Source organism: Dyella flava, from assembly GCF_016904955.1.
GTDB classification, from domain to species: domain Bacteria; phylum Pseudomonadota; class Gammaproteobacteria; order Xanthomonadales; family Rhodanobacteraceae; genus Dyella_B; species Dyella_B flava.
The window spans coordinates 418,963-444,738 of the sequence record NZ_JADIKE010000039.1 but is presented as its reverse complement, the minus strand read 5'-3'; the positions used below and the strand labels follow the sequence as shown (position 1 = coordinate 444,738).

Sequence of the window (25,776 nt, the reverse complement as noted above, 5' to 3'; positions counted from 1 at the left end):
TGCATACAGAATCTGAGCAACACACCCGAGCGTCGGTGCCATTGGCGCCGTCGCTGGACCCCACGCTTGCCGCAGCCCACATGCCGCGGCAATTTCGTCCGCTGGACCGGCGCGTACTATGGATCAGCTTTGTCGCCTTGTGGCTCGGGGCAGTCGTAGCGTGTGTCGCCAAAATACTCACGGCCCTGATTGGCCTGGTCACCAACCTGGCGTTCTACGGCCGTTGGAGCTTCGACTTTGTCAGCCCGGCCGGTACGCATCTTGGCCAATGGATGATCGCGGTGCCGGTCATCGGCGGCCTCATCGTCGGTGTCATGGCACGCTGGGGTTCGCGTGCCATTCGCGGTCACGGCATTCCCGAAGCGATGGAACAAGTGCTGCTCAATGAAAGCCGCATTCCTCCACGCATCACCTGGCTGAAGCCGGTTTCATCGGCCGTCGCTATCGGTACCGGCGGCCCGTTTGGCGCGGAAGGTCCGATCATTGCTACCGGTGGCGCGCTGGGCTCGCTGATCGCGCAGCTCATGCATGTCACGGCGGATGAACGCAAGACACTGCTCGCCGCGGGTGCGGCGGCCGGTATGGCGGCGGTGTTTTCCGCGCCGATCTCAGCGGTCCTGCTCGCGGTTGAATTGCTGCTGTTCGAACGCCGCGCACGTTCGCTGATCCCTGTCGCGTTGGCGGCCACGGTCGGTACGGGCATTCGCTACATACTGGAAGGCAACCAGCCGATGTTTCCGATGCCGGACATGGCTGCGCCTACCCTGCCCGCCCTGGCCACTTATATCGTGCTCGGCCTCCTCATCGGCGTGGTGAGCGTCGGCATCACCAAGCTGGTCTACGCGGTCGAGGATGGCTTCGAGAAACTGCCCATCCACTGGATGTGGTGGCCGGCGCTGGGCGGCGTGGTGGTCGGCATCGTCGGCTACTTCATGCCGCTGACGCTTGGCGTGGGCTATACCAATATCGCATCGGTGCTCGCCGGACAGTTCGGCCTGGGCACCATGCTCGCACTGTGCCTGCTGAAGCTCGTTTCGTGGCTGGTCGCGCTGGGCAGTGGTACGTCAGGCGGTACGCTGGCACCGTTGTTCACCATCGGTGGCGCGATGGGCGGTGTGATTGGACTGGCGCTGGTGCATGTCGCACCCTGGTTGCAGATCGATCCGCGCATGGCGGCGCTGATTTGCATGGCGGCGATCTTTGCCGGTGCTTCACGTGCCTTTCTCACTTCAGTGGTGTTCGCGTTTGAGACCACGCAACAACCGCATGGCCTGTTGCCGCTGCTCGGCGCCTGCGCGGCGGCTTATCTGATCTCTGGCCTGATGATGCGCAACACCATCATGACTGAAAAGATCGTGCGCCGCGGCGTGCGCGTGCCGTCGGATTACGCAGCCGATTATCTGGATCAGATTTACGTGAGCGATGCCTGCAGCCGGGACGTGGTGAGCTTGCGCGCCAACCAGACCACCGGGGAGATTCGGGACTGGCTCGGCTGTGATGGTACGACCACCAAGCACCAGGGCTTCCCGGTCATTGACCCGCATGGAAAGCTGGTCGGCGTGGTGACCCGTCGCCAGATCTATCAAACCTCGACCCCTGACAACGCCAGCCTGCAGTCGCTGATTACGCGCCCGCCGTTGGTGGTAAGGGAAGACCATACGCTGCGCGAAGCCGCCGATCACATGGTCGAATCCGAAGTCGGCCGCCTGATTGTAGTGAGCAAGGATGCGCCGCATACCATGGTGGGCATCGTCACGCGCGGCGATCTGCTCGCGGCTCACGCCAAGCGGTTGAAGGAAGCACGCGACGCTGCCCGGCAGCTGGGGCGAAAAGCCGTGGCTCCGTGATGCGTTTGGCACGCTGATGCCCATAACGCATCAAGGCCATCAGCCTCGCACGAACAAGCCGGAGCGCCATGCTCCGGCTTTTCTGCATTACACCAGGGCGTCATCCGCCGCGACAAAACCACCCGTCTGGCGCTGCCACAACCTGGCATACAAGCCGTCATGGGCAATCAGCTCCCCGTGCGTGCCGGTTTCCACCACCAGCCCCTTGTCCATCACCACCAGGCGGTCCATGCGCGCGATGGTCGAGAGGCGATGCGCGATGGCGATCACGGTCTTGCCTTCCATCAGCAACTCCAGGCTTTCCTGGATGGCGGCTTCCACTTCGGAGTCCAGTGCAGAAGTCGCTTCATCGAGCACGAGGATCGGCGCATCTTTCAGCAGCACGCGCGCAATGGCGATGCGTTGGCGCTGGCCACCGGAAAGTTTCACGCCGCGTTCGCCGACATGCGCATCCAGGCCGCGGCGGCCTTCGCCGTCGATCAGGTTGGGAATGAACTCATCGGCGCGCGCCTTGCGCACCGCTTCCCACAACTGCCCCTCACTGGCATCGGGGCGACCGTAAAGCAGGTTGTCGCGCACTGAGCGATGCAGCAGGGACGTGTCTTGGGTGACGACGCCGATCTGCGAACGCAGGCTTTCCTGCGTTATCTGTGAAATATCGGTGCCATCGATGCGGATACGGCCGCCTTCCAGGTCATACAGGCGCAACAGCACGTTCACCAGCGTAGATTTGCCGGCGCCGGATGGCCCGACCAAACCGATTTTCTCGCCCGGCCGCACCGACAGGTTCAGTCCGGCAATCACGCCGCCCTGCTTGCCGTAGTGAAAGTGGATGTCCTCGAAGTGCACCTCGCCAGCCACCACTTCCAGCGGCATCGCACCTTCGCGGTCCTGCACGGTACGTGGCTGGGAGATGGTGGTGATGCCGTCTTGCACCGTGCCGACATTTTCAAAAATGCCGTTGACCACCCACATGATCCAGCCGGACATGTTGTTGATGCGAATCACCAGGCCGGTGGAAAGCGCAATCGCGCCGACGGTGACCCTGCCCTCGCTCCACAGCCACACCGCCAGCGCCGAAGTGCCGACGATCAGGAAGCCGTTGAGCGTGGTGATGGTGGCATCCATCGCGGTGGTGAGGCGGGTCATGCGGCGCAGTTTCTGTGTCTGCTCTTCCATCGCCTCGGCCACATAGGCTTCTTCACGCTGGGTGTGGGCAAACAGCTTGAGGGTCAGCACATTGCTGTAGCCATCCACGATCCGGCCCATCAATTTGGAGCGCGCTTCCGAAGCCAGCCACGAGCGTTCACGCGTGCGCGGGATGAAGACATACAGCGTGCCGATGTAGGCAAACAGCCAGACCACCAACGGCGCCGCCAGCCACATGTCGGCCTGCGCAAACATCACAATGGCGCTGCCGGTGTAGATCGCCACGTACCAGATCGCGTCGACGATCTGCACCGCCGATTCGCGCAGTGATGCGCCGGTCTGCATGATGCGGTTGGCGATGCGTCCGGCGTAGTCGTTCTGGAAGAACCCCAGGCTCTGGCGAATCACATAGCGATGGTTCTGCCAGCGGATGCGATTGGTGAGGTTGGGCACCACCGCCTGGTTCACCAGCAGATCGTGCACGCTGATGAACAGCGGGCGCAGCACCAGGGCCACGAAGCCCATCCATAACAGTTCGTGGCCATGCGCCTGGAAGAAGGCTTTGCCGGGCGCGCCCTTGGCCATGTCCACGATGCGACCGATAAAGCCAAACAGCGACACCTCGACCAGCGCCACCCCAAAGCCCACCACGATGGCCGCCGCAAAAACCGGCCACACCTGGCGCAGATAGAACACATAGAACCGCCACACGGATTTGGGCGGCATGCTGTCGACCGGCTCCTTGAAGGCGTCGATCAGCGATTCGAACCAGCGAAAGATCATGACGTCCTGCCCGTCTGCGGGCCAGCGGGAATAGAGGGTTGAGCCCGCACACTATACAAGCTGAGCAAACACTGACGATTCGTCACGCTTCTTCCATACACTGCGCCTGCCTGAACGCCGACTACCCTTGAACGGCCAATACGGTCAGAGGCAATTGACCATACGGCACGTCATTCGGATGATGCCGAGCATGCGTACCTTCATTCGTCAGCTTTCGATCCTTTCGCTTGCGCTGAGCCTGCTCGGCTTCGCGGCCTCGGCCGCCCATGCGCAGAGTCCCGCATCGGCCAGTTCTGCGCCGGCCAGTGCGAGTTCCACTCAAGATCCGGCCCAGGCACTGGTCAACCTCAGCAAACAGCTCGATACCATCAAGACCACGCTGAGCAACAAGTCGGCCAGCGGCGCACCGGTGGGTGATCTGCGCAGCCAGGCGGGCACGGTGCAGCAGCAGGCCGATCAGTGGGTGACGACGCTGGCGCCGCAGATGGACAGCCTGCAATCGCGCCTGACCGTGCTCGGCCCTCCTCCGGCAGCTGGCGCGCCACCGGAAACGGCAGCAGTCAGCCAGCAACGCCGTCAGCTCGAACGCGACAAGAGCAAGCTGGACGGCGAGATAAAGCAGGCGCAGTTGCTGAGCCAGGATGCGACCAAGCTGACCACGGAAATTGCCGAAACGCGCAACCAGCAATTCCAGACCCAGCTGACCCTGCGCGCCGACTCGCCGCTGAGCATCCACTTCTGGTCTGACGTGGTGAAGTCGTTCCCCGACGACATGGCCCACCTGAAGCGCATTGGCGGCCGGCTGGCCGATGGCATCAGCACCGCCTGGCAGCCGGACAGTCGCACGCCGTTTCTGCTGTGCCTGATCGGTGCGGTGCTGTTGATCGTGCCGGGCCGCTGGCTCGCCGAGCGCCTTACGTTGGTCATAGCCCGCCGCTTCATGCCCGAAGGGCATTTCCGGCGCAGCGCCCTGGCGTTGATCTTCACGCTTACCGTCACGCTGTCGATCGGCCTGGCGTTCTGGCTGGTCCACCAGGGCCTCAACTGGAACGACACGCTTGATGATGACCTGGACGCGCTGGCGCAGGCGATCGTGCGCTCAGCCTTCTTCTCCGCGTTTGTCGCGGGTCTTGGACGCGCCCTGCTCTCTTTCCATCACCCGTCCTGGCGACTGCCCAACTTGCTGGATCGCACAGCGCACGCGCTGCGCTGGTTCCCGTGGTTGCTGGGTGGCGCATTCCTGCTGCTGGGCGTACTTGAACATTTGAACAGCACTGCCGGCACCAGTCTGCCCGCTGCTGTCTGCACACGCGCACTGCTGGCACTGCTGATCAGCGGACTGATCGGCACCGCGCTGATGCGCGTCAAGCGCATCAAACGCAGTCACGATCATCAACACCACCAGGCAAAGCATCCGTTATGGGTCGGCGCGCTTGCCGGGCTGGCGACGCTGGCCGTGGTCATTGCATGGCTGGCGGTCTTCACCGGCTATATCGCGTTTGCCTTTTTCATTTCCTGGCAGATGCTGTGGATCGGCATGATCGTGTCGTCGCTGTACATACTCACGCATCTGCAACACGATCTGTTCGAAACCGTGCTCAATCCCAAGGGACGAAGCGGCCAGAAACTGCAATCGGCCTTCAACATTTCGCCCAGCGCACTGGAGCAATCCTCGACGGTGCTGTCGGCGCTATGCCGCGTGCTGTTGCTGATGGTGGCCGTGGGTACCCTGCTGATGCCATTTGGCGGCGGCCCGAACGATCTGTTCTCGCACATCGGCAATGTTTTCGTCGGGCTCAAGGTTGGCCAGCTGACCATCAAGCCCGGCGCGATTTTCAATGCGCTGATCGTCTTCGTGGTTGGCCTGATGGTGGTGCGCATCATCAAGCGCTGGCTGTCGGAACAGCTGTTGCCGAAGACCAAGTTCGATCTTGGCATGCAGATGTCGATCGTCACGCTGCTCAACTACGTGGCGGTGGTGATCGTCTTTGCGCTGGCGCTGAAGACTGCGGACGTCAGCCTGCAAAGCCTGACCTGGATCGCCAGTGCGCTGTCGGTAGGTATTGGTTTTGGTTTGCAGGCGATCGTCTCGAACTTTATTTCGGGATTGATCCTGCTGGCCGAGCAACCGGTGAAGGTCGGTGACTGGGTGAGCATGTCCGGCGTGGAGGGCGACGTGAAACGCATCAATGTGCGCGCCACGGAAATCCAGCTGTGGGATCGCTCGACCATGATCGTGCCGAACTCCCAGTTCATCACCCAGAACCTGCGCAACGTCACCCACGGCAATGCGCTGGGCCGCGTGAAAATCACCTTGCCCATGCCGCTGGGTACGGATGCCGCCAAGATGCGCGAAATCATGCTGGAGGCGCTGAACGACAACAACGCGACCCTCGAAACGCCGGCCCCCTACGTCACACTGGACGACATCACCAGCACCGCGATGAGCTTTAGCGGCGTAGCGTACGTGCGCAGTCCGCGCGAAGCATCCGGGATAAAAAGCGAACTGCTGTTCGACCTGCTGGCGCGCCTGGAAAAGGCGCAGCTGCCGCTGTCTACGCCGCAAAGCATGATCGTGCGCAACCTCGGCCCGTTGGGCGAAGACGCACCCGGATAATCGTATGGGCCTGCTACGCATCGTCCCTGCCCCACCGCTGGCTGCCATCATCGAAGCCATCTGGGACTGGGACATGCCGGCGGGCGAATTCCGCTACGAGCGCATCCTGCCCAATCCTTCCACCAGCCTGATCATCAATCTGCTGGAGGATGAAACCCGGGTCTATCGCGATGACGGCACGCGCCAGTGCATACGCGCATCCGGCAGTGTCATCGGCGGGCCGTACCGGCAAAGCTGCATCATCGATACCGCCGAACAGGTACGCGTGATAGGTGTGAATTTCCGCCCTGGCGGCGCACATGCCCTGATCGGACTGAATGCGGAAGAACTCACCCGGCACGATATCAATCTCGAAGATATGTTCGGCTTGCGCGCGCAACGATTGCGCCAGCGTCTGTTGGAAACGGCAGCGCCGGTGGAGCGGCTGGCGTTGCTGGAGCAATGGCTGCTGCAGCTGACGGCGGAACCGTCATGGGACGCCACCATCATGCACGCCATTGCCGCGCTGGCCCGCATACCGGATGTACCTTCCATCGGACGCCTGCAACGCGACAGCGGTTATTCCGCCCATCGCTTCGGACTGCTGTTCCGCCGCCACGCAGGCATGACCGCCAAGCAATACGCACGCCTGATGCGCTTTCGTGCCGTGGTCGACATGGCTTATCCCGTGCAACAGCTGGATTGGGCACGTCTTGCGGTCGAAGGCGGCTATTGCGATCAGGCGCATCTGAGCCACGAATTCCGCCGTTTCTCCGGCATCACGCCCTCCGAGTTTGCCGCCCTGCGTGGGCCATACCTCAACCATTTGTCGCTCTGAACGCAGCCGGATGGCTCCTGGCCGCTCAAAAAAATCTACAAGACGTGAGCCATGCCGACGTCTTAGGCTTAAGCAACCATCCCAGCGAGATGCCATGCCATGAACCAGCCCCATCACGGCAGCACCATCATTCCCGCGCTGCGTTACCGTAACGCCCACGCGGCGATCGACTGGCTTTGCAACGCCTTCGGCTTCGAAAAGCAGGCGGTGTATGAGGATGACAAGGGGCGCGTCATGCACGCGCAACTCACTTTCGGAACCGGCATGGTGATGCTCAGCGACACCCATCCGGAAGGTATTGGCCGATACATGGCGCAACCGGATGAAATCCAGGGCCGCGAAACACAATGCTCGGCCGTTACCGTGACCGATTGCAAGGCGCACTACGAGCGCGCCAAAGCCGCTGGCGCGGTGATCATCGACGAATATGCGGAGAAGGATTATGGCGGCGCCGGTTATGGCTGCCGTGATCCGGAAGGCCACCTGTGGTGGTTCGGCAGCTACAACCCGTGGCAAACGCCCTGAGATAAAAAAACGGGCCGGCATGTACCGGCCCGTTGTCGGAAACTACCTTTTGAAACCTTGCATTACGAGCACTTCTCGTTCTTGGCAGCGTGATAACCGGCCGCCTGCGCGTCAGACGTACTCATGTACTTGCCCTGCTTGGTCGTGCCATACCACTTGCTGCCCTGACAGTGATACACCTTGGTCTTCGAGCCGGTGTTCACCCAAACCTGACCGGGACCGCCACCTGCTGCCGGCGTGGCTGCCGGAGCGGACTTGCTCGAGGACGCAGTCGACTTGCTGGCAGCAGTCGGTGCCGCAGCGGCCGACGATGAGTTGCTGCTCGAACCGCTACTCGAACTGCTGCCTGAGCTGGAGCCGGACGAACCGCTCGCTGACTTGTTGATGCCCTTGTGCCCGTGACAGGCACCCTTGGTGGTGGAAACCGTCTGCGTCGTACCGTCGTTGCACGTTACGGTCATCGTGCTACCCGCCGCCGGTGCGGCTGATTGCGCATAGACACCCGGAGCAGCCATCACAGCGGCTGCCAGCACTGCGATCAACCCAAATGATTTCATCGTGAATCCCTCCCACTTGAAATGCCCCGATACAGGAAGCGCGCCGTCCTTGATGAACGCGGTTCCCGACGTGTCGCCTCGGCATGAAACGACACCCTCAAACGCCATGCACCTACAGCGTTTGCCGCGATAACTATGCCTGAAAACCGGCTGGCCGACACACCGGCCAGCCCGGTCCCGGGTTGCTCAAGGGGCCTGGTTTACGGCCGGTTTCAACTTGGTATCCGGCCGGGCCACGGCGTACATGGACCAGCTGATCTGCTTCAGCAGCGCGTAGGGATCGTCACCGACCTTATACAAATCGAAATGAGTGCGGCCGGGGATAAAACGGAATTCGGCATGCGCATGGAGGCCATCCAGCACTGCTTTCAGGCGGTGGGCCGCGCCATCCAGATAGAAGGTGTCGGCCGTGCCCACATACAGATGAATCTTGCCGTCCAGGTCCGGCTTCAATGCCGGCCAGTTGTTTTGCAGCCGATAGGCGATGTCGTAGTGATCACTCCAGTAAGCCAATACCGCCGGATCAACATCGCCGGTATCGCGATTGAACAACTGCTCCGGCCGGCCGTCCTTACCGCGCGGCGAGAACACCCACTCGAACGAGGCCATCTGGCCGCCGTACGGACCCAGCACGCGTTCCATCTTCGCGAACTGCTCGAACGTACCGAGCACCTGGCCTTTGTCACGCACCAGCGGCCATGGCGTGCCATCCGGCTTGTGATAGACGTTCGCATGCGGCGCGTACAGATCCGGGCCGGTGAAATCATGGAAGTCGCTGGGATCGGGCGACGTCGACCAGGTGCCGCCGAAGATCTGCGGGTAGCGCGTCTGCAACCACAGCGTTGCCCAACCGCCGGATGAGTGGCCATTGAGGAAGCGCCCGTTTGCATCGCCATCCATCTTGTAGTGCGATTCCAGATAAGGAATCAGCTCGGTGGTCAGCGCCTGTCCCCATGGTCCGTTGTTGACCGAGTCGGCAAACTCGTGCGTGCCGGTGGCGCTGGATTCATCGAGAAACACCCAGATCATCGGCGGCATCTGCCCACTCGCCATGCCGGCCTCGACATAAGCCATCACACGCCCGAACCGGTCGTTGTTGCCGCCGAAACCATGCGTGAAATACACCGTCGGATAACGCTGGTCGGACGACGCATCGTAACCGGGCGGCAGCAACACACGCCCAAGCATATGGATGGGCCGCCCCCAGAATGCCGTCAACGAAGGACTGACAAAATCGATGAGTTGCGAATGTTGCTCGGCTGCCGCGGCCGCTTGACGCAAGGGCGCAGGCATGGAGTCCGGCAGTTTCCATGGATCCTGGCTAGGTACGGTTTGGTCGAGTGTCAGCGTGGGAATCGCGTTGTCGGGCAAATGCACCGTTACCACCTTACTGACGATGTCTCCCGCAGTACGCCCCAGGTAGTTGTAATCGTGCCCGACATCGAGCACCGCCTGCACGACGTAATCACCCGCTGGCAATGCCGACCACGCTGCGGGATAGGCCACGTGATCAGCATCGATATCCACCATCTCGCCAGGTGTCAGGCGATCGATGTTCTCGGCGGCGATCGAGGTCTGCGTCGGATGGAAAGGATCGGCATCGATGTCCGTGACAGTGCCACCCTTCGACTGTGCCTTGGCCGCTGCGGCATTCATCGCAAACAGCAGCAGGCGGCCGGATACCGGTTGTTTTTCATTCGCACCGAGCTGCACGTGGAAAAAGCGATGGGCGGGAACGTTTGCCTCTTCTTTCTGTGCGCAGCCATAAACGCCGGCCAGCGCGCCGATGGCGAGCAATGCAGAGAAGACAAATGGACGTTGGTGCATGACTAGCTCCCCGTGTACTTGCGTAGATACCCCCAACCGGCCAGTCCAGCTCGTCGTTCCGGCACGGGACGACGAGCTTTTGCGACCTGCCCGCAAAATGCCACCTACTCCGCCTTGGCTTCCGCATCCTTCAGCGGCACCAGTCGCAAATCCTGGAAATCGAAACTGAAATCGGTCAACGGCGAGATCGGCTCCATGCGTACTTCGCGCACATGTCCATCGACATCGAGCGCAAAGTTGACGAAGGCGTCGGCATTCAACGCACGATCGTCCCACCGCACGATAAAGGTGTCGTGCTGCCAGGGCTCCATCGTGCCGATCAATTGCCTGGTCTTGCTGAAGCGCAAACGCAGCTTGCCGCCTTCGTTGCTGATGATGATGTCGCCATACCACGGATCACGATACGTGCCCACATAATCGGCCAGCGGCAGCGAAGGCTTGCTGTTCGGATCACGTGCGGCTTCGTGCTTCTTCCAGCTGTCGTCGGCATCGCTATGCGCGTGCTGCACGGCCTTGTCGTACACCGCGGCCCAATCGGTCTTGCTGCCGGGGTTGAGATAGGCGTCGAGCACGCGATACGTAACGGCGTTGAAGGCCGCGCCGGATTCCTGGTTGGTCAACACCACCACGCCCAGGTTCTGGCCCGGCACCAGGGTCACACGCGACACCATGCCCGGCCATCCGCCGGTGTGCCACACCAGTTTCTGGCCGTGATAATCGCTGAGAAACCAGCCTTCGCCATAGCCCGAGAAATTCGGCACCAGCGGCTGCAGTTCCGGAATCGGCGGCTTGCTCACCGGGATCGGGGTCAACATGGTCCACATCTGGTTCTGGCTGTCCTGCGAGAACAGGTGGCGCGGCTTGCCGTCGGGGCCGTTGCCCGGCAATTGGCCGCCGGCCAGCTGCACATTCATCCACTTCGCCAGGTCATGCACGCTGGCGTAGATGCCGCCCGCGCCCGGATCATTGAGCCAGGCCATCGGCGGTACCGGCTTGAGGTCCTTGAAGTCATACAGCGCATGCCCGGTCGCGTAGTCCATGCCGGGTTTCAGATAGGTCATGTCGACCAGCGATTCATCCATGCCGACCGGCTTGAAGATGTGCTCACGCAGGTAGTCGGCATACGACTCACCCGATGCTTTCTCGATGATCAACGTCGCCACTGCAAACAGGATGTTGTCGTAGGCATAGTGACTGCGGAAACCATTGGTGAGCGGCACTTTGCCCAGGCGCTCCACCACTTCCTTGGTGGTGTAGCTGGTCGGCGGCCAATACAACAGATCGCCGGCCCCCAGGCTCAGGCCACTGCGATGCGCCAGCAGATCGCGCACGCGCATTTCATGCGTCACGTAAGGATCGGACATCTGGAACCACGGCAGGTAATCGGTGACCCGGCCGTCCATATCCACCTTGCCCTGTTCCGCCAGCATCTGCAGCGCGGCGGCGGTAAATGCCTTGGTGTTGGAAGCGATGGCAAACAGCGTATGCGCATCCACCTTGTCCGGCTTGCCGGCTTCACGCACGCCATAACCTTGCTCGAACACCACCTTGCCGTCCTTCACGATCGCCACCGCAATGCCCGGCACGTTGAAGGTCTTGCGCACGCCGTCCACATAGGCGCCGAAGTCCTGCAGCATGGGCGGCAGGCTGGCTTGCGCCGCTGACTGCGTGGTCACCGCGGCCGTTTGTTCCGGTGCGGCCGGAGCAGACCATGCCGGCGCGGCCGAGGCAAAAACCAACAGCGCACTGCACCCGGCCAGGCGCAAGGACAAGGAAGAACGAGGCATGGTGACTCCAGGCGTGACAAAGCCGCAGTCTAGCTTGCCTTGCCCGTTCGACAACCTGCGCCGGAAGTCACGCGTTCATCGGCATCGCACTGCAGCAAGCGGCGTGTTGATGTCGCGCCAACCGTTCCCGTTACGGGTGGCTTGCCTGATCCATCGATCGTCCGGCGCGTCCTTGCAACGTGGTTGCAAACACGCCCAGCGGAACCCACTACACTGCCCGTTATCGCAAGCTAGGGCCTGCTTACACTATTTGCGTGGCTCGCGCCGGGAGCTGTTTGCGCGCCAGCCAAGGAAGAGCGATGGCGTGTACGTCCGTACACGACTGAGCGATGACGCGGGATGGTGGGCAAACAGACCCGGCCCTTCGGGTTGCCGTTGAGTGGCCGCCATGCGGTAGCACGCGGCTTGGCTTGGCAGCCAGCCAAGCCTGCGCCACGCACTACCACCTGACGGCCACTCAACGGCAACGCGAGCTACGTCAATAGTGTAAACAGGCCCTAGGAGTCCGCGATGTCGGTATCACGTCTTATCTCTTTACTGCTGCTGGTTCTATTTGTCGGCGGGCTGGTGTACTGGAATCGCCATACGGCTCAGCCATCCGAGATGGTGTCGCACGGCAACGTCACGTTGCCGACCAACAACTGCCCGGCCTTCGGTGGGAGCCTTCCCTCGTTCTTGCCGCCGGAAGCCTGCGCTACGCTGACACGCATCATGCACAATGGACCGTTCCCGTACAGTCAGGATGGCGTGGTGTTCAACAATTACGAAGGCCTGCTGCCACCGGAGCCGCGCGGCTTTTATCACGAGTACACCGTCGACACGCCCGGTGAACACAATCGCGGCACGCGGCGCATCATCACAGGCGGTACACCGCCCTCGGTTTTTTATTACACCGGCGACCACTACCACAGCTTCCAACTCATCCAGGTGTATCAATGAGCGCAGAAGGCGCCCTCGACCTGACCCAAGCCCATGATGGAGGGGTCTATTTTGTCGACGCAGCCGACTTCGAGGCGCTGGCCGCCGCAGCGGAGGAAGGCCATCTTTATGTCTGCCGTGCCGACCTGGCCGGCTGTCACGACAAGGGTGAACTCCTGCGCCGGCTGGCGATTGCGCTGAAGCTGCCCGCAGGCTTTGGCCAAAACTGGGATGCACTGGTCGACAGCCTGCGCGATCTGGGCTGGCTGCATGGCGTTGGCCATGCCCTGCTGCTCGACCACGCCAACGATCTGCGCCAGGCCGCCATCAAGGACTTTGATACCTTCCTGGGCATCCTGCACGAGTCGGCCAGTTTCGCCATGGGCCAGGACCGCCCGTTCTTCGCGTTTCTCAGCCTGCCCGAACATCCCATTGCCTTTCCCCCCCACCGCTGACATGCAATACATCGACTTCGAACTTGACGGCGACTACGTCGAACTCAATCAACTGCTGAAATTGGCAGGGCTGTGCGATAGCGGCGGCCAGGGGAAATTGATCGTTGCCAGTGGCGCTGTGCGGGTGGACGGGCAGCAGGAACTGCGCAAGACGTGCAAGATCCACGCAGGGCAAGTTGTACGGATTGATGATGTGGAAATCCGGGTTGGGTAGGCTGGGGCAGCCCATCGCAAGGTATCCCTTGTGGTAACCCTCCGGCCGGCTCCAGCGAATACCAAGCACCCGGATCCCCTCGGAGGCCCCATGAAACTACCCCACCTGATCAGCGTATTCGTCCTCGGCAGCCTCACCGCCTGCACCGCCGTAGCAAGCAACGCCAACCTCCCCGACCCCAGCTACGACGCCCCCAAACCTGCCACGCATGGCACCGAAACCGCGGTACTTGCCGGCGGCTGTTTCTGGGGCATGCAGTCCGTATTCGAGCATGTCCGCGGCGTGCGCCGGGTATGGGCGGGATATAGCGGCGGCGATGCCAGCACGGCCCATTACGACGATGTCAGCGATGGCAATACCGGCCATGCCGAATCGGTGGAGATTCAGTTCGATCCCGCGGTGGTCAGCTATGGCCAACTGCTGAAAGTGTATTTTGCGGTCGCGCACGACCCGACCGAGTTGAATCGGCAAGGGCCCGATAGCGGCACGCAATACCGCTCCGAAATCTTCTATGGCAACCCGGAGCAGGAAAAGATCGCGCAGGCGTATATCGCGCAGCTCACCGCCGCCAAGGTGTTCGACGCTTCCATTGTGACACTGGTGCAGCCGCTGAAAGCCTTTTATACGGCAGAGGCCTATCACCAGGACTACGCGCGCAATCATCCGGATGACATGTATATCGTGATCAACGATGCACCGAAGGTGGCGCATTTGAAGCAGCAGTATCCGGCGCTGTATCAGCCGGAGCAGCAGGTTGTAGACGTGCAGCTGTAGGTCGGGGCGTAGGTCGGGGTAAGCCTGCGCACCCCGACGTCGCCATGTCTTGTCTTGCGGCGAAGGCACCCTTGGGCCGGCAATGATTTATCACTGTGCCGGAGCAGATGTATCTCAGAGTGTAGGTCGGGGTAAGCCTGCGCCCCCCGACGTCGCCATGTCTTGTCTTGCGGCGGAAGCATCGTTGGGCCAGCAATGATTCATCGCTGTGCCGGAGATGGCGGTGTTGGAGTGCGCTGGCGCTTACTCCAACCTACTTGGGCGGCACCAGGCGGAGGCGCGAGGTTTCGTGCCGCGGATTGGGCGAGAGCATCCGTTCGATTTCCGTTGCGGGCAACCCACGCGCGTAGTAATACCCCTGCCCTTCCACGCAGCCGGCGTGCAACAGGAAATCATGTTGCGCGGCGGTTTCGATGCCTTCGGCGATCGTGCAGATGCCCAGGCTCCTGGCGATCGCGAGCATGGCTTCAACAATGGCCACGTCGTTGGTGCTGTTCGGCAAATCCGTGACGAAAGAGCGGTCGATCTTCAGGTAATCGATGCCTGACAGTTTCAGATAGGCAAGCGAGGAATAACCCGTACCGAAATCGTCGATGGCGATGCCGACGCCCAACGCATGCAAGGCATGCATGGTTTGCTCGGTGGCTTCGCCCAGGCGCAGGATCGCGCTTTCGGTAATTTCGAACATCAGGCGATTGGGCGAAATCTGGCTGGTCTGCAGCGCCTGTTTGACGCTTTCGATAAAGCCGGGATGCCCAAAGGTGGCCGCCGACGCGTTGATTGCCACGCGGATCGGCGGCAGCTTGGCCTGATCCCACAGCCGTACTTGCGCACATGCGGCACGCATTGTCCAGGCGTCGATGCGCCGAATCAGCCCCAGGCTTTCGGCCAGCGGAATGAATTCATCCGGCATCAGCTCGCCGCGTTCGGGATGACGCCAGCGCAACAGTGCTTCCACCGCCACGATGCGTCCGCTGCGCAGTTCCACACTGGGCTGGAAGACCAGATGGAATTCATCGCGCATCAAGGCTTGCCGCAGATCCGCGCCGAGCATCAGGCGCATGCGCGCATCGGCGTGCATCAGCGGCGTGTAGAAGCGGAACGTGTTGCGCTCCTGGGTCTTGGCCGCATACATCGCCGCATCGGCGTTGGCGATCAGCACCACCGGATCGCTGCCGTCCAGCGGATAACCGGCGATACCGATACTTGCGCTCATCACGATTTCGTAATCGCCGATCAGCATCGGCTCGGACAGGCTCTGCAACAACCGGCTGGCAAACTGCGCAGCCTGCTCGCGTGTACGCAGGCCCCCCAGCAGTACGGTGAATTCGTCACCGCCGATGCGGCTGGCCACGTCGTTTTCGCCCAGTTCGCGACGGATACGCTGCGCCACCTTCACTAGCAGACGGTCGCCGATGGCGTGGCTGTAACTGTCGTTGACCGCCTTGAATGCATCCAGGTCGACAAACAAGACGGCGGCAGCGCCATTCATGCGCCCCGCCGCTTCAATCGCCTGCGAGCAATGCCGCTGGAATTCGCTGCGATTGGCCAGGCCGGTCAGCGGATCATGCGCCACCATGTATTCCAGCCGCTGGCGATCGGCCTTGCTACGCGTGATATCGGTAATCACCGCCACGTAATGTTGCACGCGGCCATCCCCGTTGCGGATCGCGCTGACGCTGAGAAGTTCCGGATAGGACGAACCATCCGAGCGCCAGCTCTGCACTTCACCGACCCAGTTGCCGCCTTCGGCCACCATGTCCCAGATCGACACGGGCAGCGGTGAGCCGTCCGGCATGCGGCGCAGTTCATCAAAACGATGATGCTGCAGGTATTGCAGGGTGTAGCCGGTAATCCGCGTATGGGCGGCGTTGACGGTGGTCACGCGCCGCTCGGCGTCGGCGATGATGATGCCCTCGGCCACACTGGCCATGGCTTCCGACGCAATGCGCCGCTCCTGCTCCATCGCGACGCGATCGGATATATCGCGCATGATCGCCTGACGCACCGGCTGGGTACCCCAGGTGGTGAGGCTGCTGTGCGTTTCCACCGTCCGCACCACGCCGTTCACCGCGCGCAGCAGGCCGATAATCGATGAGCCGGAAGCACGCGTGCTGCCTTCCACGAACAGGTTGAGGAAGGTCATGCCGATCAGCTCTTGCGGATCGCGACCGGTCCATACGCTTGCGGTGCGATTCACGCCGATGATCTTGCCGTGCGCTTCGTCCACCATCACGATCGCATCGGCAGCGCTGTCGAACAACAGCCGGTACTTCTCCTCCGTGCCGCGGATGCTGGCCAGAATGCGCTGGGCCATGCGGATCCAGAGCAAGGACGCCAGCAAGGCAGTGACCAACACCGCAATGAACAGCACGCCGCCGAGCCAGGCTGCACCCAGGGCGATGTCCAACGAAAATTCGTCACTGCGCGGCTGGATATAGTCATTGAGCGCATCGATGCGCGCACTTTGCCGTTCCAGTTCGTCCTCGGACGGTTTGCCCTGCGCATAGGCCTGCTGCAATTCGCCCGCGATGACGTTGAGTTCTTCGATGGCGCTATCGACCGAACGCCAATCAGTGATCGCCTGCTCCATGTACGGCGCGTGGGCGAAATGATCGAGTATGAAGATCATCCCCGGGATCGCCGCGGGAATGACACCGCCGCGCTTGAAGGCCGCGCCAACCTCTTGCTTGTTGTAGTGGCCCCTGGCGATGCTGTCGCGCGCCCAGCGGTCCGTGCTCACGACCGCATAGTTGCGCTTGAAACTTTCCAGCCGGTTGGGATCGCCACTGCGTGCGTAGGCGTAAAGATCAATAACGGTCTGCTTCTGCGCTTTCGACCAAAGACTTTCACCGTTCAAAAAACCGGCAAGCGTCACCTGGACCTGGAGCGCCCCCCAGGTCAGGCAGAGAACCAAACCAACGACCGCCGCCAGGCCATAGCCCAAGGGCATAAGGCGGCGAGACAGCGGTCGTTGCTGGACATTCCGGGCGATACGCATCGTGCCTCTTTGAAACCACAATCTGCCAACACTCTGCACGAAGATGCTTCTGTTGTGTATCGCCCCACGACTACAAATACTTAAGCGGCTGCCTCATTCGCCACGACACGCCCCTCAAAAGCGGGCTGATCGAGAGCTGGCTCACTAAGCTGCCAAGGGTCACGACGCACATCCAGACACCGATCCAGGGTAATCCTCATGCTTACGTAACTCCGTTTGACGCATTCTTGCAGGTATGCCACCTCATCTGCGCGCGGGGAAGTCCCCACCAGGGTACAAACGATCTCCAGCGCCTCCCAGGGGTGAGTATCATCATAAGCCGCGTGAAGCTGAAGCCAACGCAGGCTGTGCGCGCGAATCGCCTTGGGGAAGCTTTCGCTATAGGCCACGCTTTCGTAGACCTTCTGCGACCACTCCCCGGTTGCCCCCTCCACGGCATAGTTGGTGGCTATCATGCCCGCCGCCAACGGACCGCTGCGACTGATTTCCTCACACCAAGTGGCCAACGCCTCGGTGCCATAAGGGGCGGGTCCGTTGAGCACTTCGCTCTCGGCTACGCCGGCACCCTCGGCCCAGTTGAGCCAGTATTCGGCGTGATTCTGCTCCACCCGGATGTTGCGGACCAGCCAGCGCCTGGCCATGTTTTCGCCCTTGCTGCGGCCATAGCGCGTCTTGAGCAGATTGAGCGCCATGTAGCCGGGGAAACGCTCAATGACCGGCCAGATTCCGACCATGAAATCACGTGTTGCCACGGCGTCCAATCGCGCTTCACCCATCAACGACCATGCCTCATGGTCGATCACGCTTTGCTTGGTTCCCGCGCAGGCTGTCACCAGGTCTTGTGCCCAGGTCGGATAGCTGGACAGTTCGGTCAGGGCCCCGGTGCGTTCGAAATGTGCGTGCATGTGTCTTCTCCACTTTGGATATTGCTACTTAGGGTCGTCCCGGCTACGGAAGCAGCCGGTACCAGGACCTGTTGGGCGGACCCGGCCCCTTCATAGTGGGCGTCTGGCGAAGGGGTTGCGACCCCTCTTTTTCCTATCCAGGAAGAGGCCCCTCCCGCCCGCGCCAGGGGCATCATGCAAAGAGCGGGTTTCGAACCGCCGGGAGGGTTTATGAGCTACGACGACGGGCTTGTCTTGCCCGTATCCATGGTCGAACTGCCGGCTTACCGGGGGCTGACACGCTTGTGCGGCTAGCTGCGGATGAAAGCATTGTTCGATAGCAAATCACTGCCGTTCGACGGCCGGCAGATGTTCTGCGACGGGTTCAAGGCACTATGCAGCTTGGATAAAAACGGAACGGGGAACACGAAGTAGCGTGTTCCCCGTTCGCTGACTTCAGTCAGTGCCACCCACCTTGGTGACTGTCGCTACCCGGCGTAAACGACACGCCACGCAGCACTTCGCCAAACTTTGCCGTACGCAATGTCACAAAATGTTCATCGGCCGCACCGGTTGCGGTGGTGTTCGCCAATCCATCGCGGATCGCGACCAGCTTGTCCGGATCGGCACCGGTGTCGCCACCGCCGCTGATGGTCGAGGTGACCGCCCAGATCGTGACCTTGCCATCCTCATCCACACGTCCGGTGATCTGGCGCAGGCCATCGGTGGCCGGCGACCACGGCAGGTTGGTGCCGGGGTTGGTGCCGGTGGGATAGTTGCGCACCGTGTAAGGCTGGCCAAGATTCAAACCGGCCTGCAGCGTGTAGGCCAGGTTCCAGGTCTTGGTCGTGGCACTGAAGACCCACTTCTGCAAACCGGCGGTGGTCTGCGCGGCGGCATGCGTATACAGGTCCGTGCCGCCCGTGTAGCCATCGCCTTCATCGGCGACGTACAACGTATTCGCATCAGCGAACCAGATGCCGAACGGATAGGCCACCGTGGTAGCCGTCTTTACCGGCGTGCTTGGGAAACCGGCGAGAATGCACATATTGCTCGGCAGGCCGTCCTTCTGCAGCGTGGACGCATTGAAGGCCAACGATGAGGTGGGCAGCGTCGCGCCGGCCACCGGAACACCTACGCCGTTCGGACATGCCGTGCCGGTCGTGTCCACGAAATACACGGTGTTCACACCATTGCTGCCGCTGCCCTTGGTGTAATACAGCACGTTGTTGTACACGGTCATGCCGCGGAAGTTGTCGTCCTTGCCGATCTTGTCCGCCTTGTCGCCCAACTGCGTGACTGAGAAACTGGCGAGCGGCGTGGTGGCGCCGGGATTCTGCAAGGCTTCCGGCAAGGTGGACGGCGTGATCCACTGCGCACCCGTACCCTGAATGATGCTGGCCGGCTGCGGATTGCTGCCGTTGCCGCCATTGCCGGCGGTGTAGAACACATTGGCGCCATCGAGATTGTTGTAGATGGCGGCGCGCCCGTTGTCGCCGCTATAGGCGTTGGTCTCGGTGAAATGGAACCGGCCCTGCCCGTCCACCGTGGCGACGGCGCGATAGAAGTTCTGTCCCACCGGATTGGTCGGATCGACTGCCAACGGCGTATTGGCGTTGGAAACATCGATCGTGTTGACTGGCGCGACGTAACCCATGAACGTGAGGTATTTGCCATCCAGCGACAGATGCAAACCAAGTTCGGACTTGGAGCTGAAGCTGGTCACCAGTTCGCCTTCCGGTGCCGCGGGCAGCATGCTGTTGGGGACTTCGAGCGAATTGATCAGCCAGCCGTTCGGCGTGATCTGATCCAGATAAATGCGTGAGGTGATGCCGAAGCTGGGGTCGTAGTTGGCATCGTTCCACACATAAGGATAGGTGCCGTCATACGGCGCACCGGGCGCAGTACCACAGGCACCGCTGGCCGCCGGACAATTCGGCGGCAGAATTTCGCCAACCTGCACATTGCTGGCATTGTTGTCGTACACGCTACGACTGACCACCAGATTGCCTGGCCAGAAGTGAAAATCGCGATTGGGCGAAAAATCATTGGCATAAGCAGCGACACCGGCAGCGATTGCCGTGATCGCCAGTGCGGCAACAACATGCCGGCGACGAATGCGGTGAGACGAGGTCGTGGTCATCGTGATCTCCGGGTGGTGGTTTGACGGAGTTACAGGGCACAACCCGCCACACGGTAATCACGCGCAATGAAGAATTTTTGACAACGCCGCGCATGACATTTCATATGTTATGCGCGCGTGACAGTCGTCACTGCAGTACACAGAAACACGACACACTAAGCTTGTCCTAAGCTTCGTTTGCCGTATTGGCACGTTTCAAGCTAAGCACGTGAAGCCGTCTTCACTCCATGCTTCACTGCCCACGCCATGGTGCACGAAGAACAATCCCTGCGGATCGTATTTCTGCTTCACGGCGGCGAGCCTGGGATAATTGCCACCCCAGAATGCGTGCTGCCAGTCGCGCTGGAAGTAATCACTTTCCGAGACATAGGCGCCGGCGTGCGGGGCTAACTGCAACAATGCATCCATCGCCGCGCCGACGTTTTTGACTCCGCCACGCGCGTCGGCCGGATTCGGATCCGGGCCCGGCATGCCCGGATAAGCAGGCGAGCCGAAACAGGTGATGATGACCAGTGCAAACGCATCGAGCACCTGCGGATTCATGGCGGTATCGCGCGTCGCAGCGATCGCCTCGGGCGGTGCACCGGCCAGCCCTTTGTTGAAGTGAAAACCGGTATACCAATGACGTGAACTGGCGTAGATCGCATCGACCAGTCGTGCTTGCTGATCCTGCTGCAGCAGCGACGCCGGAAGCCAGGCGGACTTCAGCGCGTGGATGAACCAGCCCACCTGCTCCTGATCGCCGGCCCACAGCACATGATTGCGCGGCGCGTCGGCACGATCGTCATCCACCATGGCGCTGGGCAGGTGTTGCCGGAAAAAGTCAGCGTCCCAGAAATGTTGCGCAGGTAAGGCCAGCACCTGCACCGGCTTTTCGAAAACATACTCCTTGCGTGCGCGCACCCAATCCAGAAACGGCGCCCACACCGCTTGTGCCTGTTGCTGATCCAGACCTTGAAACACCAGGGAAAGATGCAACACGTTGCCGGGCGTGAAAGCGATCTGTTCACCCCAATGCGGATTGAACAGATCGCTTTGGTAAAAGCTGACCATCCTGGCGATCAATGCACGATAAGCCTCGTCCGACGACGCCTTGATGTCGCCAAACACGCCGCCAAACCATTGCGGCAACGCATGCGTGCGCAAGGTCAGGCGTGTGACAACCCCCAGGCTGCCGCCGCCACCGCCCTTGATGCCCCAGAACAGTTCCGGATTCGTGCACGCATTGGCGATACGCGCCACACCATCGGCGGTGACGATCTCCGCTTCGATCAAACCGGCCGATGCGGTGCCGAAACACTTGGAAAAACTGCCAAAGCCGCCGCTCTGGATCAATCCTGCCACACCGACCGTGGTGCAACCGCCGCCCTGCACGTAGCGTCCGCCATGGGTGGTTACCGCGTCATAGGCGTCGATCCACATCGCACCCGCTTGCACGGTCACCGCCGGTTGCGGCGCCTGCACACCGGCGCAGCCCTGCGCGACAAACGCATCATGCAGGGTCACCTTGTTCATGTGGCGGGTCCAGATCAACAGCGAGTCGGCGGAGTCGGACGTACCCTGATAACTATGGCCGCCCCCTTTCACCACCAGCCGCAAGTGATGCTCACGAGCGAAATTCACCGCCGCCACGATATCGGCCGTATTCTCCGCCGCCACCGCGTAGCTACTGGGCCGTGAAGTCCAGGCCTGCCACCAGCCGCTGGTCTGGGTGAGCGCCGGCTGATCACCGATATAGAACGGGTTCTTGAGGTGCCTGAGCGCTTCGCTGTACGCAGCACTGGACGGGTCAGCAAACGGCGATACCAGCTTCAGCAGACGTCCACCGACTTGCTGCTTCAGGTCATCCCATTGCGCCGGCGAAGGCCAGCCCGGATCACCCGGGCGGACTCTGGAGCGTAGTCCTTTGGCGAGCTTTGTTATGCCGGCTCCCCATGCTGAAGCGATACCGCCGGTCATCGCGCCGGACAAAAACGGAATCGCCAACGCCGCCTTCAACAGCTCACGCCTGTTCATGGAATCCTCTCCGCCATATGGCCCTCAATGGCGCCACTGTCGGTGGCACCGGCCATATCGACCAGTGCCAGGGGATGGTTGGCGCGGGTCGAGGGACGAACGGCGGCGATGCGGGATGAAAGGTGGACCGTCACCGCTGCGGCGTTACGCTTTTACGGGTGCGCCCGCCGCACCTCATAAGCCTTCAGGTGAGCGTAGGCCAGCCGCAGCATCGGCAAATCCAGGCCCTTGGCCTCGCCTCGCGCCAGCATGTCGCCCACAATGTGATCGGCTTCGACCTGTGCGCCCTGCTCCAGGTCGCGCATCATCGACGCACTGAGCTTCGAACCCGCCTCCGTCAGCACCGAACGGGCGCGCTGCAGCGCGGTATCGCCCGGGGCGTGGCCGTGGGCCTCGGCCACCCGGCGGCAATCATCGAGCAGGCCCAGCGCGGCCGGCGATCCTCCCGGCGCCGCAACGATGTCGCCGATCGGTGCGCGCATCAGGCAGGTGATGCCGGCCAGCGAGGCGAGAAACACCCACTTGTCCCACATGTCCTGCAGGACGGTGGTGCTGAGGCGAGGATCGAAACGGGCCTCGGCCATGGCCTGTTCAACCCCCTCCACCCGTGCCGAACGCGAACCGTCGCGCTCGCCGTAGGTAAGCCCATGGGGAGTTCCCAGATGACGCACCACGCCCTGCGCATCCAGCGTGGCGGCAATGAAACAGGAGCCGCCCAGTACATGCTCCGCGCCAAAGCGTGCGTCGAGCAGATCCATGTGCCGCATGCCATTGAGAACCGGCAGGATGGTGGTGTCCGGCCCGACCGCCGGTGCCATGTCCTCGATCACCTGGGCCAGGTGATAGGCCTTGCAGCTGACAATGATCAGGTCGAAGGGACGGTTGAAGCCATTGGCCTGCACGGTCGGTGGCGACGGCAAGGTCACGTCGCCAACCGGACTGCGAATCACCAGGCCGTCGCGCGCGAGGGCTTCCGCCCGCGCCTTGCGCACCAGGAAGGTCACGTCCTGCCCACTTTCCAGTAGACGGCCGCCGAAATAACCACCGGTGGCACCCGCGCCGATCATCAGGATCTTCATGACTCTCTACACCTTATGCAGGAAACGACCAGCAGTCACATGCGGCCAAAGTCGCCGGTTCCAATCAGGGACTTGGCCAGCGGATGGTCGATGTGTGAAATGGTCGCTCACCCGGGCTTCACCGCCAATACGCACATGTAACGAGGCTTACAGGTAACTTAATTGCAGCGGGGGCAGGGGCATACCTGGGCACGCCTAGCGTGCCCAGGTACGTTTCCATTTCCACAATCTGGAAATCGGATTCCGGCGCATCGGCACCGGCGCGGACAGTCAATGACACAGCCATCAGGAGGCCGGCGACGCCGACCCATGCTTTGTCTTTCATCGAGGCTTTGTCTTTCATCGAGCCCCTGGCAATAAATTCAATCGTGGATGTTCAACTGGCCAAACATGCCGTCCTGATAATGCCCAGGCAAATGACACGCGTATTGCAGCTGACCTACTTGCGTGAACATCCAGATAAAGACACCCGTCTTGCCTGGTGCGACGGTGACACCGTTGGGATCGGTCATGGGCATGCCCGGCATCGAGGCCATTTCCTTTTCATGCGCAGCCTGCTCGGCCACATCGCCGAGCACGAACTCATGGGCAATCGGATCGCGATTGATAACAAGGAAGCGAATGGTCTCGCCACGCTTGACGTCGATCGTTCCGGGCAGGAAGCGTGAGCCTTGCATCACGACCGTGATGGTGCGTATCACGTCGGACATGCGCCCGCGATGGCCGAACCAGAAGTTGTCTGCGCGATCCTGGACGGCGGTGTCCACGGTCTCACTCGCTGTGCCTGCAAGCGTTATGAGCGGCCATACGGTCAGCAACAAGGTCATCAGCGACATCATCAACGCACGGCGCATCACACCCTCCTGGCCAATGAGCAAGTCGTGCCTTCAGCCGTCAATGCCGATGTTCCAGGCCGGCGGCCAGCCACATGAAAACCATGCCTGCCGCGACGCCGAGCATCGGCGCAAAGCGATGACGCGCGCCAAGGTTCGGCCATATGCCGGGCAATACATCACCGCAGGCGAGATAGAGCGTCGTGCCGGCTGCAAGCGCGAGGCTGGCACCAAGCAACCAGGGTGAGTGGCCGGTCAGCGTGACCAGCAGCGCGCCGAGTGGAATGGCGAGCGTGGTAACGACCGACAAAGCGAACGCGCGGCGCGGCACATAACCGCCGGCGACGAGCACTCCGGCGTTACCCATTTCCCGCGGCAATTCATGCGCCATGATGGCCAGCGCCACCACCAAGCCGAGGGTGTGATCGATCGCAAAGGCCGCACCGATGACGGTGCCATCGACGAAGTGATGCAGCGTGTCGCCGATGATGTCCATCCGCGCGTACACCGCCGTCGATGACGACGTGCCCACGGTACGCACCAGGCACTCGAGCGCGAGCAGCCCAAGCATGCCCAAGCCGATCCACGCGCCGGCCTGGTCGATGGAAATCCCACGCTCGATCGCTTCCGGCAGCATGTGCAGCAACGCATCGCCGATCAGCAGACCCGCGGCCGTCGCCTGCAACCAGGGCAGCCACGCCTGCAGGCGGCGCGGCGGCAACCATATGACCAACCGCGCCGACAAGGACGCCAGCGCCACCAACAGACTGGCAGACATCACGCCGGCCAGATCGATCTCCTGCCTCATACCGCCATCTCGAAACTTGATTTGGATATGTTATAACATTACATTAAACATGGCTACACCGCAGCTTCAGATCACGCGACTTGCCTGAGCTCGTCAATCGCCGCCATCGCGCGAGGGGAGAGTGCAGATGCCGCACCGTAAACCCATGCTGTTTGTGTGCACGCGTGTTGAGCGCACGTCTGTGCCCGCAACACAGCGATGTACCGGTGCGCGTGGCAGCCTGTCACATGACGTTTTCGTACTTTGGTGTCATCATGTCTGGAGCCTGCTCCAGGCTAGTACGACAGTTAGGGATCCAAGCGTGTTGAAACGCGCAGCACAACAACGGTTCGTGGCATGGCTGGCTCTCGCCGCCATGGCGCTGATCGTGTTGATGCCGGTGGTATCGCGCGTGGTGCCGGCCGATGCCCCGATGATGGGCATGAGCATGAGCACGGGCATGCACATGGATCATGCGGATCATGCGCATCCCGGCATGCCCACCCATCCGGACGATCCCACCGCATGCTGCGCTTATTGCGTACTGCTGACGCATACGCCGGTCGTCGGCATGGGGCTGGCCGTACTGCTCGCGCCGCTCGATCTCCCGGCGCTTTCGCCGCAAACCGCGCAACTGCGCAGCGCGGCATCAGCATTACTGCTGAGTGCGCGTCCAAGAGGGCCACCGTTGCTCGCCAACGGTTGATACGGCGCCCATTCGCGGCGCCGTTATCCGCGTCAACCCATCACCCATGTGAGCGCA

General features: G+C 61.6%; 20 protein-coding genes. 9 read left to right on the top strand and 11 right to left on the bottom strand.

Features of this window, described 5'->3' with window-relative positions; genetic code table 11:
• The first annotated feature begins 80 nt into the window (after nt 1-80).
• The gene (locus tag ISP19_RS20355) at nt 81-1,847 is read left to right on the top strand and encodes a chloride channel protein (protein WP_204684233.1); all 1,767 of its coding nucleotides are present in this window, start codon (nt 81-83) and stop codon (nt 1,845-1,847) included.
• Between the two features lie 87 nt (nt 1,848-1,934).
• Here the strand turns inward: ISP19_RS20355 and ISP19_RS20350 are convergent, their stop codons facing one another.
• Nucleotides 1,935-3,776, bottom strand: a complete 1,842-nt coding sequence (locus ISP19_RS20350; protein WP_204684403.1) for an ABC transporter ATP-binding protein — start codon at nt 3,774-3,776, stop codon at nt 1,935-1,937.
• A gap of 193 nt (nt 3,777-3,969) precedes the next feature.
• Here ISP19_RS20350 and ISP19_RS20345 point away from each other — a divergent pair, with 193 nt between their 5' ends.
• From ISP19_RS20345 to ISP19_RS20335, 3 genes are all read left to right on the top strand, one after another.
• Complete coding sequence (locus ISP19_RS20345; protein WP_204684232.1) at nt 3,970-6,396, top strand: DUF3772 domain-containing protein; 2,427 nt, start codon at nt 3,970-3,972, stop codon at nt 6,394-6,396.
• A gap of 4 nt (nt 6,397-6,400) precedes the next feature.
• Nucleotides 6,401-7,213, top strand: coding sequence for a helix-turn-helix domain-containing protein (locus ISP19_RS20340; protein ID WP_204684231.1), 813 nt, complete (start codon nt 6,401-6,403; stop codon nt 7,211-7,213).
• 99 nt (nt 7,214-7,312) lie between these two features.
• A complete protein-coding gene (locus tag ISP19_RS20335) occupies nt 7,313-7,738 on the top strand; it encodes a VOC family protein (protein WP_204684230.1) in 426 nt (141 codons plus the stop codon).
• A gap of 62 nt (nt 7,739-7,800) precedes the next feature.
• On the opposite strand, the gene ISP19_RS20330 is transcribed toward ISP19_RS20335, so the two are convergent.
• The 3 genes from ISP19_RS20330 to ISP19_RS20320 all read right to left on the bottom strand — a co-directional run bounded on the left by ISP19_RS20330 (nt 7,801) and on the right by ISP19_RS20320 (nt 11,909).
• Nucleotides 7,801-8,295, bottom strand: a complete 495-nt coding sequence (locus ISP19_RS20330; RefSeq protein ID WP_204684422.1) for a hypothetical protein — start codon at nt 8,293-8,295, stop codon at nt 7,801-7,803.
• Nucleotides 8,296-8,481: 186 nt separating this feature from the next.
• Nucleotides 8,482-10,122, bottom strand: coding sequence for an alpha/beta hydrolase (locus ISP19_RS20325; protein ID WP_204684229.1), 1,641 nt, complete (start codon nt 10,120-10,122; stop codon nt 8,482-8,484).
• A gap of 104 nt (nt 10,123-10,226) precedes the next feature.
• Nucleotides 10,227-11,909 (bottom strand): serine hydrolase, encoded by a 1,683-nt coding sequence (locus ISP19_RS20320; protein ID WP_204684228.1) that lies wholly within the window; start codon nt 11,907-11,909, stop codon nt 10,227-10,229.
• Between the two features lie 510 nt (nt 11,910-12,419).
• On the opposite strand from ISP19_RS20320, the gene ISP19_RS20315 reads away from it, so the two are divergent.
• From ISP19_RS20315 to msrA, 4 genes are all read left to right on the top strand, one after another.
• Nucleotides 12,420-12,848 (top strand): ribonuclease domain-containing protein, encoded by a 429-nt coding sequence (locus ISP19_RS20315; RefSeq protein WP_204684227.1) that lies wholly within the window; start codon nt 12,420-12,422, stop codon nt 12,846-12,848.
• Nucleotides 12,845-13,282: a barstar family protein gene (locus tag ISP19_RS20310; RefSeq protein WP_204684226.1), complete on the top strand. Its 438-nt coding sequence runs from the start codon at nt 12,845-12,847 to the stop codon at nt 13,280-13,282. The genes ISP19_RS20315 and ISP19_RS20310 overlap by 4 nt, the downstream gene beginning before the upstream one ends.
• 1 nt (nt 13,283) lies before the next feature.
• Nucleotides 13,284-13,496 carry an RNA-binding S4 domain-containing protein gene (locus ISP19_RS20305; RefSeq protein ID WP_204684225.1) on the top strand — a complete coding sequence of 71 codons (213 nt, stop codon included), beginning with the start codon at nt 13,284-13,286 and terminating at the stop codon, nt 13,494-13,496.
• 90 nt (nt 13,497-13,586) lie between these two features.
• Nucleotides 13,587-14,270, top strand: coding sequence for a peptide-methionine (S)-S-oxide reductase MsrA (msrA, locus tag ISP19_RS20300; protein ID WP_204684224.1), 684 nt, complete (start codon nt 13,587-13,589; stop codon nt 14,268-14,270).
• A gap of 253 nt (nt 14,271-14,523) precedes the next feature.
• Here the strand turns inward: msrA and ISP19_RS20295 are convergent, their stop codons facing one another.
• From ISP19_RS20295 to ISP19_RS20265, 7 genes are all read right to left on the bottom strand, one after another.
• Entirely contained in the window at nt 14,524-17,271 is a 2,748-nt protein-coding gene (locus tag ISP19_RS20295) for a putative bifunctional diguanylate cyclase/phosphodiesterase (RefSeq protein WP_239556963.1), read from the bottom strand.
• A gap of 80 nt (nt 17,272-17,351) precedes the next feature.
• Nucleotides 17,352-18,176, bottom strand: coding sequence for an iron-containing redox enzyme family protein (locus ISP19_RS20290; RefSeq protein WP_204684223.1), 825 nt, complete (start codon nt 18,174-18,176; stop codon nt 17,352-17,354).
• 439 nt (nt 18,177-18,615) lie between these two features.
• Nucleotides 18,616-20,298 carry a hypothetical protein gene (locus tag ISP19_RS20285; RefSeq protein ID WP_204684222.1) on the bottom strand — a complete coding sequence of 561 codons (1,683 nt, stop codon included), beginning with the start codon at nt 20,296-20,298 and terminating at the stop codon, nt 18,616-18,618.
• A 195-nt stretch (nt 20,299-20,493) separates the two neighbouring features.
• Nucleotides 20,494-22,314 (bottom strand): FAD-binding oxidoreductase, encoded by a 1,821-nt coding sequence (locus tag ISP19_RS20280; RefSeq protein WP_204684221.1) that lies wholly within the window; start codon nt 22,312-22,314, stop codon nt 20,494-20,496.
• 152 nt (nt 22,315-22,466) lie between these two features.
• Complete coding sequence (gene panE, locus ISP19_RS20275; RefSeq protein ID WP_204684220.1) at nt 22,467-23,393, bottom strand: 2-dehydropantoate 2-reductase; 927 nt, start codon at nt 23,391-23,393, stop codon at nt 22,467-22,469.
• Nucleotides 23,394-23,755: 362 nt separating this feature from the next.
• Nucleotides 23,756-24,247, bottom strand: coding sequence for a cupredoxin domain-containing protein (locus tag ISP19_RS20270; RefSeq protein ID WP_204684219.1), 492 nt, complete (start codon nt 24,245-24,247; stop codon nt 23,756-23,758).
• A gap of 40 nt (nt 24,248-24,287) precedes the next feature.
• Nucleotides 24,288-25,034 carry a ZIP family metal transporter gene (locus tag ISP19_RS20265; RefSeq protein WP_204684218.1) on the bottom strand — a complete coding sequence of 249 codons (747 nt, stop codon included), beginning with the start codon at nt 25,032-25,034 and terminating at the stop codon, nt 24,288-24,290.
• Nucleotides 25,035-25,335: 301 nt separating this feature from the next.
• On the opposite strand from ISP19_RS20265, the gene ISP19_RS20260 reads away from it, so the two are divergent.
• Nucleotides 25,336-25,719, top strand: a complete 384-nt coding sequence (locus ISP19_RS20260; protein ID WP_204684217.1) for a DUF2946 family protein — start codon at nt 25,336-25,338, stop codon at nt 25,717-25,719.
• Nucleotides 25,720-25,776 lie beyond the last annotated feature (57 nt).

Coding starts and splice junctions, on each gene's coding strand:
- ISP19_RS20345 (WP_204684232.1), top strand. CDS start 3,970: ATGCGTACCTTCATTCGTCAGCTTTCGATCCTTTCGCTTGCGCTGAGC.
- ISP19_RS20335 (WP_204684230.1), top strand. CDS start 7,313: ATGAACCAGCCCCATCACGGCAGCACCATCATTCCCGCGCTGCGTTAC.
- ISP19_RS20295 (WP_239556963.1), bottom strand. CDS start 17,271: ATGCGTATCGCCCGGAATGTCCAGCAACGACCGCTGTCTCGCCGCCTT.
- ISP19_RS20290 (WP_204684223.1), bottom strand. CDS start 18,176: ATGCACGCACATTTCGAACGCACCGGGGCCCTGACCGAACTGTCCAGC.
- msrA (WP_204684224.1), top strand. CDS start 13,587: ATGAAACTACCCCACCTGATCAGCGTATTCGTCCTCGGCAGCCTCACC.
- ISP19_RS20340 (WP_204684231.1), top strand. CDS start 6,401: ATGGGCCTGCTACGCATCGTCCCTGCCCCACCGCTGGCTGCCATCATC.
- ISP19_RS20325 (WP_204684229.1), bottom strand. CDS start 10,122: ATGCACCAACGTCCATTTGTCTTCTCTGCATTGCTCGCCATCGGCGCG.
- ISP19_RS20355 (WP_204684233.1), top strand. CDS start 81: ATGCCGCGGCAATTTCGTCCGCTGGACCGGCGCGTACTATGGATCAGC.
- ISP19_RS20315 (WP_204684227.1), top strand. CDS start 12,420: ATGTCGGTATCACGTCTTATCTCTTTACTGCTGCTGGTTCTATTTGTC.
- ISP19_RS20305 (WP_204684225.1), top strand. CDS start 13,284: ATGCAATACATCGACTTCGAACTTGACGGCGACTACGTCGAACTCAAT.
- ISP19_RS20280 (WP_204684221.1), bottom strand. CDS start 22,314: ATGAACAGGCGTGAGCTGTTGAAGGCGGCGTTGGCGATTCCGTTTTTG.
- ISP19_RS20310 (WP_204684226.1), top strand. CDS start 12,845: ATGAGCGCAGAAGGCGCCCTCGACCTGACCCAAGCCCATGATGGAGGG.
- ISP19_RS20330 (WP_204684422.1), bottom strand. CDS start 8,295: ATGAAATCATTTGGGTTGATCGCAGTGCTGGCAGCCGCTGTGATGGCT.
- ISP19_RS20270 (WP_204684219.1), bottom strand. CDS start 24,247: ATGCGCCGTGCGTTGATGATGTCGCTGATGACCTTGTTGCTGACCGTA.
- ISP19_RS20285 (WP_204684222.1), bottom strand. CDS start 20,298: ATGACCACGACCTCGTCTCACCGCATTCGTCGCCGGCATGTTGTTGCC.
- ISP19_RS20265 (WP_204684218.1), bottom strand. CDS start 25,034: ATGAGGCAGGAGATCGATCTGGCCGGCGTGATGTCTGCCAGTCTGTTG.
- ISP19_RS20320 (WP_204684228.1), bottom strand. CDS start 11,909: ATGCCTCGTTCTTCCTTGTCCTTGCGCCTGGCCGGGTGCAGTGCGCTG.
- panE (WP_204684220.1), bottom strand. CDS start 23,393: ATGAAGATCCTGATGATCGGCGCGGGTGCCACCGGTGGTTATTTCGGC.